This is a genomic window from Kitasatospora sp. NPDC101155 (assembly GCF_044768305.1).
Classification (GTDB): Bacteria; Actinomycetota; Actinomycetes; order Streptomycetales; family Streptomycetaceae; genus Kitasatospora.
Window position 1 is genome coordinate 1 of the sequence record NZ_JBIWPN010000104.1, and the last position, 10,420, is coordinate 10,420.

General features: G+C 71.1%; 9 protein-coding genes and 1 pseudogene. 5 read left to right on the forward strand and 5 right to left on the reverse strand.

What is annotated here, in order from left to right; translation table 11 throughout:
• Positions 1-178: 178 nt before the first annotated feature.
• The gene (locus ACIRYZ_RS45610) at positions 179-868 is read right to left on the reverse strand and encodes a hypothetical protein (RefSeq protein ID WP_402955381.1); all 690 of its coding nucleotides are present in this window, start codon (positions 866-868) and stop codon (positions 179-181) included.
• 39 nt (positions 869-907) lie between these two features.
• On the opposite strand from ACIRYZ_RS45610, the gene ACIRYZ_RS45615 reads away from it, so the two are divergent.
• The 4 genes from ACIRYZ_RS45615 to ACIRYZ_RS45630 all read left to right on the forward strand — a co-directional run bounded on the left by ACIRYZ_RS45615 (position 908) and on the right by ACIRYZ_RS45630 (position 5,517).
• Complete coding sequence (locus ACIRYZ_RS45615; protein WP_402955384.1) at positions 908-1,288, forward strand: hypothetical protein; 381 nt, start codon at positions 908-910, stop codon at positions 1,286-1,288.
• A 191-nt stretch (positions 1,289-1,479) separates the two neighbouring features.
• Positions 1,480-1,647: a hypothetical protein gene (locus ACIRYZ_RS45620; protein ID WP_402955387.1), complete on the forward strand. Its 168-nt coding sequence runs from the start codon at positions 1,480-1,482 to the stop codon at positions 1,645-1,647.
• Positions 1,648-1,753: 106 nt separating this feature from the next.
• Positions 1,754-2,095, forward strand: a complete 342-nt coding sequence (locus tag ACIRYZ_RS45625; protein WP_402955389.1) for a trypco2 family protein — start codon at positions 1,754-1,756, stop codon at positions 2,093-2,095.
• Between the two features lie 284 nt (positions 2,096-2,379).
• Complete coding sequence (locus ACIRYZ_RS45630) at positions 2,380-5,517, forward strand: tetratricopeptide repeat protein (protein ID WP_402955392.1); 3,138 nt, start codon at positions 2,380-2,382, stop codon at positions 5,515-5,517.
• 126 nt (positions 5,518-5,643) lie between these two features.
• Here ACIRYZ_RS45630 and ACIRYZ_RS45635 read toward each other — a convergent pair whose 3' ends face one another.
• A complete protein-coding gene (locus tag ACIRYZ_RS45635) occupies positions 5,644-5,832 on the reverse strand; it encodes a hypothetical protein (protein WP_402955395.1) in 189 nt (62 codons plus the stop codon).
• Between the two features lie 117 nt (positions 5,833-5,949).
• Between ACIRYZ_RS45635 and ACIRYZ_RS45640 the strand changes: the two are divergent.
• Positions 5,950-7,183 (forward strand): annotated as a pseudogene (locus ACIRYZ_RS45640) (IS256 family transposase).
• 284 nt (positions 7,184-7,467) lie between these two features.
• Here the strand turns inward: ACIRYZ_RS45640 and ACIRYZ_RS45645 are convergent.
• The 3 genes from ACIRYZ_RS45645 to ACIRYZ_RS45655 all read right to left on the reverse strand — a co-directional run bounded on the left by ACIRYZ_RS45645 (position 7,468) and on the right by ACIRYZ_RS45655 (position 10,255).
• A complete protein-coding gene (locus ACIRYZ_RS45645; RefSeq protein ID WP_402955398.1) occupies positions 7,468-8,967 on the reverse strand; it encodes an MFS transporter in 1,500 nt (499 codons plus the stop codon).
• Positions 8,964-9,599, reverse strand: a complete 636-nt coding sequence (locus ACIRYZ_RS45650) for a TetR/AcrR family transcriptional regulator (RefSeq protein ID WP_402955401.1) — start codon at positions 9,597-9,599, stop codon at positions 8,964-8,966. Before ACIRYZ_RS45650 ends, ACIRYZ_RS45645 begins: the two co-directional genes overlap by 4 nt.
• A gap of 233 nt (positions 9,600-9,832) precedes the next feature.
• Positions 9,833-10,255, reverse strand: a complete 423-nt coding sequence (locus ACIRYZ_RS45655; protein WP_402955404.1) for a hypothetical protein — start codon at positions 10,253-10,255, stop codon at positions 9,833-9,835.
• Between the last annotated feature and the right edge of the window lie 165 nt (positions 10,256-10,420).

The following is a 10,420-nucleotide window of genomic DNA, read 5'->3' on the forward strand; positions in this document are numbered from 1 at the left end:
CCAGGCCCTCCTGGCCACCTGGACCGGCGCCTGCTCGATATGCGGCCAACCCGCATCGACACCAGAACCACACCACCGCACCTAACAAAGCCCTACTAGCGCGCCCGCGATGTCCGTTTTGCTGGGACATCGCGGCTCGTTGCCCCAGGTGACCGTGTTCCGCGTCGGACCTGCGGTATCAGAATCGTTCGGTCGCTCGTGCGTCGCCGGTCAGCGCGTAGCGGCGGCAGGCGAGCAGTTCGTCGGCGCTGCTGCCGATTTCCTCGCCCAGGATGTGCAGGACCTCCTCGGCGTTCCGCTCGGCGACGTAGCCGGGGACCACCCGAAGGGCGAGCAGGCCGAGCTCGCGGTGCGTGATCAGCCGCTCCTGGGCCAGGCCGTGCTCCCGGGTAACCAGTGCCCGCCACGCCTCGACCGGGTACCCGTCCGGGCCCGGCGCGCTCTCCAGCTCGGCGTCCGTAACGTCTGGCCGCCCGCGCAGCTCGGCGACGGCCGCCGCGACCGCAGCCCCGATCCGGTCCGGATCCAGTTGCCGGCCGCCGGCGTCGGCGCGGGCCTCCGCCAGGCGTTCGGCGACCAGGTCGGCGAGTTCGGCCAGGCGCCCGCGGATCTCGACCACCGCCCGCACCGGCAGCACCAGGCCGCTGTCCCACGCGTGGGACAGCCCCGGCCCGGCCTCCCGGGCGACGACGTCCTCGATCGCCTCGGCGGCCGTCGCCAGGTCCAGCAGCCGGTACGCCGTCGACCGCGAGACGCCGAGCTCCCCGGCCGCGTACGCGCCCCACGACGGATAGCCCAGGGCGATCCACACCCGGCCGCGGTGCGCGGCGCGCACCCGCTCGGCCAGCACCAGGGCGGCGGTGCGCACCTGCTCCACCGACTCGCGCAGCGCGCCGGTCAGCCGCCGATGCTCGTGCCCGAGACCGCCCGGCAGCAGCCGGCCCCAGCGCCGGTCTCCACCACTGCGGCGCCGGACCGGCAGGCGGCCGAGCGCGACTGGCGCGAGGAGGCGGAGACGACCCGCCTGGCCCGCCTGGCCGTGGGCCGGCTGCGCCGCGACCTGGCGGCCGGGGCCGACCCGCAGCTGCCACCCGGTGAGGAGCTGGCCGCGCTGGTCGAGGAGTTCGGCCGGCTGCGGGCCGCTCTCGCCGCGTCCTGGCGGCACGCGGCCGACCTACTGGAAGCGACCCCGCACCACCCGCCCGCGCTGACCGGCCCGTACTGGTACGGCCAGGGCTGGGACGAGGCCGTCCACCACCTGCGGGACCTGGCCGACGGCATGGACTGAGAAGGCCCCGATCCGCGCGGGGGAGCGGTCCACGCGCGGCGGGCCGGGGTGTGCGGCTTGCGGTGGTGGCCGGTTGCCCGCGCTGACCGGTTCGATTCCGCCCGGACCGCTCAGCGTCGCTTCGGCCGCCACCGCACCCCGAATTCGTCGAACCTCTTTCCGTCGGCTACGGCCTGAGCGATCCTCGACGGATGGACTTCGACGCCTTCCGCACCTCTGGATTGCGCCTGGTCTCCCGGCTCAGCATCGACCTCGCCGACCGGGCCGTGACACTGCTGTGGATCACCGAGCGCGGGTCCGTGGACACCTTCGCGGGTCGCGAGAAGGACGTTCTGCGCGGCCGAGGTTTGGGGGCTTGATGGCGGTGAGGTGTGCCCCGGGCTGGTGGTTGGCGGGTTTGACTGCGGCAGGTTGGACGATGGTTCTACGGTGTCCGTGCTGATGTGACGGTCTCTCAGATGATGGGTGGGCGTGGTGGATATTCCTCTGGTGGATGCGGTGGCCGCGGTGCGGGACGAGCTGATCGCGGCGGCGGCGTTGGGCGGGGACCATCCGGATGTGGTGTTCGCGGTGGGGCCGGTGGAGATGGAGTTCGAGGTCGAGCTGCGAGCGGACGCGAAGGCGAAGGCCGGGTTCAAGCTGTGGGCGGTGGGTGCGGAGACCGAGGCCGGGGTGTCGCGTGGTCGCACGCACCGGGTGTCGTTCACGCTGACGCCGAGGAACGCGCAGGGTGGTGACCTGCTGGTCAGCGGTTCGCCCAACCGTCCTTCGGGGCCGGGGGACACATCGGGCCGCATCCCGGACTGACCCGGGGCCATTGCCGGGAAAGTCCGTACCTTGCCGGGGCGGCGAGTCTGTCAACGTTTGGGGGTTGAGGGGTGGAGCGGGCGCGTTTGATGGGGGTGACCGGGCCGGGGGGTCCGGGCTCCGGGTACGCGGTCGGCGGGCGGCTGGTGCTGACGTCGGCCCACGTGGTTGCCCGGGCCGGTGAGCGGGCGGAGGTGTTTCGCCCTGGCGACGTGCGCGCGTTCGGTGGGGTGGTGGTCTGGTGTGGCACGCCAGGAGGCAGGGATGACGCGGCGCTTGTCCGGGTGGACGACGACCCCGAGTGGCGGGTGCCGGCTGGGGCGGTGCGCTGGGGGCGTCTGGTGACCGATCGGCCTGGCACCGGCTGCGAGACCTGGGGCGTGCCGAACGTTGCCCAGCGCCCACAGGCTGCGGCCTTGGCCCCTGCGGATACCGCTCCACAGCACAAGGCCGCGGTGGAAGCCGCCCAGCTGCGCGGTGCGGTGAATCCCGGCAGCGGATTCGTTGGCAACCGGTATGTGCTGGATCTGCTTCAGCACCCCCCGCAATGGTCGCTGCCGGGCACCTCGCCGTGGGGCGGTCTGTCCGGGGCGGCGGTGTTCTGCGACCGCCTGCTCGCTGGTGTGGTCGCCTCCGAGCGGGCGCATTCCGCGCACGCGCAGCTCAACGTCGTGCCCGCCTATGTGCTCCACCACGATCCCGCGTTCCGCGCCGCCCTCGCCGAGCACATAGGCCCGGCGGGATGCTTGGAGGCGGTGGAGTTCCAGGACCTCGCCGACCCTGCGGTCACCGCGCCCCGGGGGCCAATACGCTCGCCTGCGGCGCTCTTGCAGGCTGGGCGGCAGACCGTCCCCTTCCACGGCCGCAAGGATCTACTTCAACGGCTGATGACCTGGTGCGCGCGGGGCGGCTTCGGGGCGTGGCTACTGCACGGGCCTGGAGGGCAGGGCAAGACCCGCCTCGCTCACCACCTCGCCGGTCTGCTGGCCGCCGACCGGTGGGCCGTGTTGTGGCCGCACGCGGACGCCTCCCCCGACAGGCTGCGGGAGATCCGGCTCGCAACCTGCCATTTGCTGGTCGTACTCGACTACGCCGAGACCCGCACCCGGCAGCTCGCTGCCCTCATCGAGGCTGCCGCCGACCACCCCGGCACCACCCAGTTCAAGATCCTCCTACTGGCCCGCACGGACGGCGACTGGTGGGACCGTGCGAAGACCGTCAGCAGCCTCGCCGAGGAGTACCTCGACGCTGCCCCTGCCCAGGCGCTGCCTCCGCTGGAGGAGGACCTGGCCGACCGGCCCGGGGCCTACCGGGACGCCGCCCGCGCCCTAGCCACAGCCCTCCACCTTGTGGAGGGCTGTGCTGGGCACGACTGGCCAGCCCTGGCTGGCGCCCTGCGAATGCCCCAGCTCGACCACGAGGGGTACGGCAACGCGCTCACCCTCCACATGACCGCTCTCGCCGACCTGCTCGATACGACCGCACCCACCCCGCCCGGCGACCCTGCTGGCCAGGCCGGCCTTGCCGAATATGCCGACGGCGGTGGGGTGCGGCAAGTGGCCGAGAGGGTAGAGGACCGGCTGCTCGGCCACGAGCGCCGATACTGGGACCAGGCCGCAGCCATCCGTGGCCTGGCGCCTGGGCTGAGTTCCAACACCCTGGAGGTGGCGCTGGCCACCGCCCACCTGGTTGGTGCCGCCGATCCTGAACAAGCCGACAGAACGTGGTGCAGACTGGCGGTGCTGGCTGACCAGACCCGCGACCGCCGCGACGCCGTCACCGCCTGGATCGGCGCCCTCTATCCGCCCACCGTCCCCGGCCGGCCCTGGAGCGGCCTGCAGCCCGACCGTCTCGCCGAACGCCACACCGGACGCGTCCTGGACGCCGGCCCTACCCTTGCCGACGACCTCCTCCACGGTGCCGACGACCCACAAGCGTCCCAGCTGCTGACCGTCTACAGCCGCGCCGCCGCCCACTCGGTCTTCCACGGCCGCCTCGACACCCACCTGACTGGCCTGTGCATACGCCACCAGCACCAACTCGCCGCGCAGATCATCACCATCGCCACGCAGACCGACCACCCCGCCCCTCTCACTGCCGCCCTCGACACCATCACTGCCGACCCCACCACCCCCCTTGACGACCTCACCGCCCTTCAGCAGCGGTTCCCACAGTCCAGCTGGCGCCTCGGCCACTCAGCGGCCCGCCTCGCCCAGGCCCTCACCGACCGATACCGCGTGCTGGCCGAGGCGAATCCAGACGCTTACCTGCCCGACCTCGCCAGGGCCCTGAACAACCTCTCCATCCGGCTGGCCGAGGCGGGGCGGCGGGAGGAGGGCCTGGCCCCGATCCGAGAGGCCGTCGAGATCCGCCGCGTGCTTGCCGCGGCGAACCCGGACGCTTACCTGCCCGACTTCGCCGGTTCTCTGAACAACCTCTCCATCCGGCTGGCGGAGGTGGGGCGGCGGGAGGAGGGCCTGGCCCCAATCCGAGAGGCCGTCGACATCCTTCGGACGCTGGCAGAGGTGGATCCGGACGCCTTGCCTGGCCTCGCCAGGGCCCTGAGCAGCCTTTCCGGCCGGTTAGGGGAGGTGGGGCGGCGGGAGGAGGCCCTGGCTGCGATCCAGGAGGCCGTCGACATCCTTCGGATGCTGGCAGAGGTGGATCCGGACGCCTTGCCTGGCCTCGCCAGGGCCCTGAGCAGCCTTTCCGGCCGGTTAGGGGAGGTAGGGCGGAGAGAGGAGGCCTTGGCTCCAATCCAAGAGGCTGCCGACATCCACCGGACGCTGGCCACGGCGACCCCGGACGCCCACCTGCCGGACCTTGCCAGGTCCCTGAACAACCTTTCCGGCCGATTAGGGGAGGTGGGGCGGCGGGAGGAGGGCCTGGCTGCGATCCAAGAGGCCGTCGACATCCGCCGGACGCTGGCCGAGGCGAACCCAGACGCCTACCTGCCCGACCTCGCTGCAACCCTGAACAGCTTCTCCATCGATCTGGGGCAGGTGGGGCGCACGCAGGAGGGCCTGGCTGCGATCCAAGAGGCCGTCGACATCCGCCGGACGCTGGCCGAGGCGAACCCGGATGCCCACCTGCCGGACCTTGCCAGGTCCCTGCACAACCTCTCCAACCGGTTGGGGGAGCTGGGGCGGCGGGAGGAGGGCCTGGCTGCGATCCAAGAGGCCGTCGACATCCGCCGGACGCTGGCCGAGGCGAACCCGGACGCCTACCTGCCCTACCTCGCCATGTCCCTGCACAACCTCTCCAGCCACTTGGGGGAGGCGGGGCGGCGGGAGGAGGGCCTGACCGCAATCCAGGAGACCGTGCGCCATTACCGCACATTGGCAGCGATCTACCCCGCGCTGTTCGAGGAGGAGCTGCGGAGATCGCTCAGAGTCGCTGCCTGGCTTGAGGCTCTTCCGTAGCCAAGCCGCGGCGGCCAGCCTGACGCCAGTGACTCAGCCGGGTGTCTGTACTGGCTGGCCGGCCCGCCCGTTGCCAGAACGGCGCGCGCTGCCCCGGAAGGTCGTCCGGGGCACCGCGCTGAGGGTTCAGTTGGCCTCGGGCACGGCCTTGAGCCGGGGCCGACTGATGTCGGCGACCTTGCTGCGCCGCTCGGCCTTGCGAGCCTTCTCCTCCTGGTGCAGGGCCAGGCGGCGCTCGTACTCGTCCTCGAAGTCGCCTTCGTCCAACCGCATCCCGGCCGGCAGCGCCCGCATCGCCTGCTGCTGTTCGAGCAATGCTGGAGACCTGTGGATCAGTTCCGGCAGGAACGCGGAAGGCGTACCTTCCCGAATGATCCCCTGATGGTCTCCGAGTAGGCCCGCGTTGCAGCGCGGGTCGGGAAGGCACGCCCAGTGCTCAGCGTAGTCAACGACGACGGCTCCACCCAGTCCGGCTCCCTGATCGACGAGATCGTCCGCGAAGGCGCCCGCCGGATGCTCGCCGCCGCGTTGGAAGCGGAAGTCAACCAGTACATAGCCGAGTTGACTGCGGAGAAGGACGAGTACGGGCGTGGAGGTAGCCGGCCAGGCGGGGCAGCGTGCCGGGGCGGTCGAGGTCAGGGCCCCGCGGGTGAACGACCGGCGGGTGGACGAAGGGACGGGCGAGCGCAAGCGGTTCTCCTCGAAGATCCTTGCTCCTTGGTGCCGCAAGTCACCGAAGATCTCCGAGGTGCTGCCGCTGCTCTACCTGCACGGCCTGTCGTCCGGAGACTTCGTACCCGCGCTGGAGCAGTTCCTCGGCGGCACCGCCGGCCTGTCCCCGGCCACCGTCACCCGGCTGACCAAGCAGTGGAGCGACGACCACGCCGCCTTCCAGACCCGGGACCTGTCCGACCGCGACTACGTCTACGTCTACGTCTGGGCCGACGGCGTGCACCCCAAGGTCCGCCTCGGCCAGGCCCACTCGTGCGTCCTGGTCCTGCTCGGCGTCCGTCTCGACGGGACCAAGGAGCTCATCGCGCTCGCCGAAGGCCTGCGGGAATCCACCGAATCGTGGGCCGACCTGCTGCGAGACTGCCGCCGACGCGGCATGCGCGACCCCGAGCTGGTGGTCGGGGACGGCGCCATGGGCCTTTGGCGGGCGCTTGCCGAGGTGTTCCCCGCCGCCAGGCCGCAAAGGTGCTGGGTTCACAAAAGCCGCAACGTCACCAACTGCCTGCCGAAGTCCGCACAGCCCGGGGCGACGAAGGCGATGCAGGAGATTTACAACGCCGAGGACCGCGGCCACGCCGAGAAGGCGATCGAGGCGTTCGCGAAGACCTACGGCGCGAAGTTCCCGAAGGCCGTCGCGAAGATCACCGAGGACCGGGAGGAACTGCTCGCGTTCTACGACTTCCCGGCCGAGCACTGGATCCACCTGCGGACCACGAACCCCATCGAGTCGACCTTCTCGACCGTCAAGCTCCGGACCAAGGTCACGCGAGGCGCGGGCAGCCCGGCCGCGGCCCTGGCCATGGTGTTCAAGCTCGTCGAGTCCGCCCAGGCACGGTGGCGCGCGATCACCGGCGCCCACCTGGTGTCCCTGGTCCGCGACGGCGCGCGCTTCGAGAACGGCGTCCTGGTCGAGCGGTCCGAGGCGGCGGCATGAACGCCATGCTTGCGGCACTTGAAGCGCTGACCGACCGCCAGCCGGACCGTCGGGATGTCGCCGCCGACATCCTCGGGGACCTCCTGCGCGGCACCGCACTCGACGCGGACTCCACCCGTCTGGTCGTCGGACGCCTGGTCGGCCTGGTCGTCAACGAACCGGTGACCAAGGTTCGCGAGTCCGCCCTGAACTCGACTCGGGTTACCGACACTCGCCACCTGCGGGTTCGCGATCACCCGGCCGAGTGTCGACTAACGATCGTCTGCCGACACTCGGGCAGGTTGTCATGCTGCGGGTCCGCCGGTCGTCGGCGCCGCCTGGGCGCTGGCCCCGGGAGCTGGTGCTGCCTGGCGGCCTCGCGGCGTAGGGATGGGGATGTTGCGCATCACGAAGACCGCCGCGAAGGCGAAGACTCCTGCGGCGGCCCCTCCCCAGGCGATGGTGGAGCCGATCGCCGAGGCGGGCGTCGCGGCCCCGTGGTGGCTCATCAGGGACTGCGCACACGCGAGGCCGAACGCGCCGCCGATCTGCTTGGTGAGGGCGGAGCCGGCGGTCGCCGTGCCCATATCGGCGGGCGGCACGGAGTTCTGGGCGGCGATGGTGATGCCGCCCATGGCGGGCCCCGTGCCGAGCCCGGCGATCAGCAGCCATCCGCAAATCAGTAGCGTCGGTGTTGCGGCGTTCAGGGCGAAGAACACGGCCGTGCCTGCGATGAGCAGCCCGGCGCCGGTCACAAGGGCGGGTTTGGCGTGCCCGCTGCGCAGGATGGCGGCGGCGGTGAGCCGGTTGCTCAGCACCATGCCGATCATCAGGGGAAGGAGCAGTAGGCCGGAGGTGGTGGCGGAGTGGGCGCGGACGTGCTGGAAGTACAGCGGTAACAGGACTCCCACCGGCATCGCGGCGGCCTGGAAGAAGAAGCCGGCGGTTAGTAGGGCGCTGTAGGTGCGGTGGCGGAACAGGTGCGGCGGCAGGACGGGGATGGCTGCGCGGCGCTCGACGGGGACGAGCAGGGCGAGCAGGGCCAGGCCGCCGAGCAGGCAGCCGGCGACGGTGGGATCCGTCCATGACGGGGTGTGCCCGGCCGTCGGGTTGCCTTTGAGGCTCAGGCCGGTCAGGGCCAGGGAGAGACCGGCGGCGAGGAGGAGGATCCCCTCCACGTCGAGTCGTCCGGACGGCGCTGCGGCGGGGCGGCGCTCCGGCAGGGCCAGGGCGAGGATAGCCGCGGCGGCCAGGCCGATGGGGAGGTTGAGCCAGAAGGCCCAGCGCCAGCCGCCGTGGTCGGCCAGCAGGCCGCCGGCGATCGGGCCGCCGACCAGGCCGAGCACCATCATCGTGGCCATCGCGGTTTGCATGCGGATCAACCCCTCCGTTCGGGAGGGCGGGTTGAGGTCGCGGATCAGGGCCATGCCGAGGGTGAGCAGAGCGCCGGCGCCCAGCCCCTGTGCCGCACGGGAGATGATCAACGCTTCCATCGAGCTGGCCAGGCCGCAGGCGACGGAGCCAGCCAGGAACAGGGCGAGTCCGCCCAGCAGTAGTCGGCGGCGGCCGTACAGGTCGGAGAAGCGGCCATAGACCGGCACGCTAATCGAGGACGTCAGCAGGTAGGCGGTGACGAGCCAGACATACCAGGTCCCGCTTCCGCCGATCTGCGCGATGATGCGGGGCAGGGCGGTGCCGACCACGGTGCCGTCCAGCATGGCCAGGAAGGCGCACCCCAGCAGGGCCAGAGTCACTAACGTCCGGCGGTGGGAGGTGAGTTCCTCGTACCCGTCAGATGCGATCAACGGTCCTCCTCGGACGCAGTGAGCGCGCCGTTCAGGAAGAGGTCCACCAGTTCTTCGGTGGTCAGCGGGTCGCTGGCGCTCTCCCGCCCGGCGAACATGAGCAGCAACTGAAAGGCGTCCGCCAGCCTTTCGGGGGCGAACCGCAGGGCATCGCGGTCCGGTTCGAACAGGGCGGCCAGGGCCGCGCGCGGCGCGGCGAGCCCTGCCTCGCGGTCCGGCAGGCCGCCGCCCTCAGTCGCCTGGCCAATTGCTTGGCGCTCCACCCTGCCGGTTGCGGCGAGGCCTCGGACGACAGTGCCGATGCGGCTCATGTGCCCGCGCATCACCTCGGCCGCCTCGGCGAGCCTGGCCGTGAGCGGCTGGTCGAGTGCGATCGACTCCAAGTGGGCGACGGCGTCATCGGGGCGCATGGCCTCGGCCACGCAGGCGGCGAGCAAGGCGTCTTTATCAGGGAAGACGCGAAAGATCGTGCCTTCTCCGATGCCTGCGGCTCGGGCGATTTTCGCGGTGGTCACGGAGGCGCCGTATTCGACGACGAGAGGAAGCGCCGCGGCGACGATCATCTTGCGACGCTGGTCGGGACCCATGGCTGGCGCGCGGCGCCGGGACGGCGTGGAAGAAGTCTCTGGCATACCCAGACAATACGGAGTGAGTACTCACTCCGTCAAGTTCCTCCACGTCAGGCGGCGCCGGGCCGGTCGTCGTCCAGGACGGTGAAGTCGACGTCCAGGTGGGCGTCGTAGTCGTCGGGGGTGACGCCGAGCTCGTGGGTGGAGTACTCGCCGAACCGTTTGATGTGCTCGGTCAGGTACGGGGAGATCTGCGCGAGGTCGAGTGGGTCGATGGGGAAGAGCGTCGGGGCGGTTCAGCATTCCTGGACGCGCCGGCCGGGGTTCGCATGCGGCTCCAAGCGGAGGATCGCCCCTGTCTCCAGTGCGACGTGAACAGCGCCGTCGGGGTCCACCGCGAGGCCGTGGGGCTCGGAGCCGGGATCCTGGAGGTCGTATTCCGAGATCATTCCCGCCGGGGTGATGAACCCGACCCGCCCGGCCCCCCACTCGGTGAACCAGCAGCCGCCCCGCACCGGATCTGCTGCGATCGCGTGCGGCCGGCTTCCGCGGTCCGGCAGCGGGAATTCGTTGATTCGCCCGTCGGTACCGATGCGCCCGATCTGCCCGGCGCCGATCTCGACGAACCAGAGCGCACCGTCCGCGCCGCAGGTGATGCCGACCGGCGCGGCCTGCTGCGTCGGCAGCGGGTGGATCGTGACGTCTCCGTCCAGATCCATCCGGCCCACAGCGTCGGCCTTGTTGAGGGTGAACCAGAGCGCGTTGTCCGGTCCGACCGTGATGGCGGCAGTGAAGTTCCACCCTCTGGTTGGACACCTGGACACTGGGGCGTATGAGCCCAGAGGAAGCAGTCACAGGTGGGAACCAGGAGCAACATGAGTAAG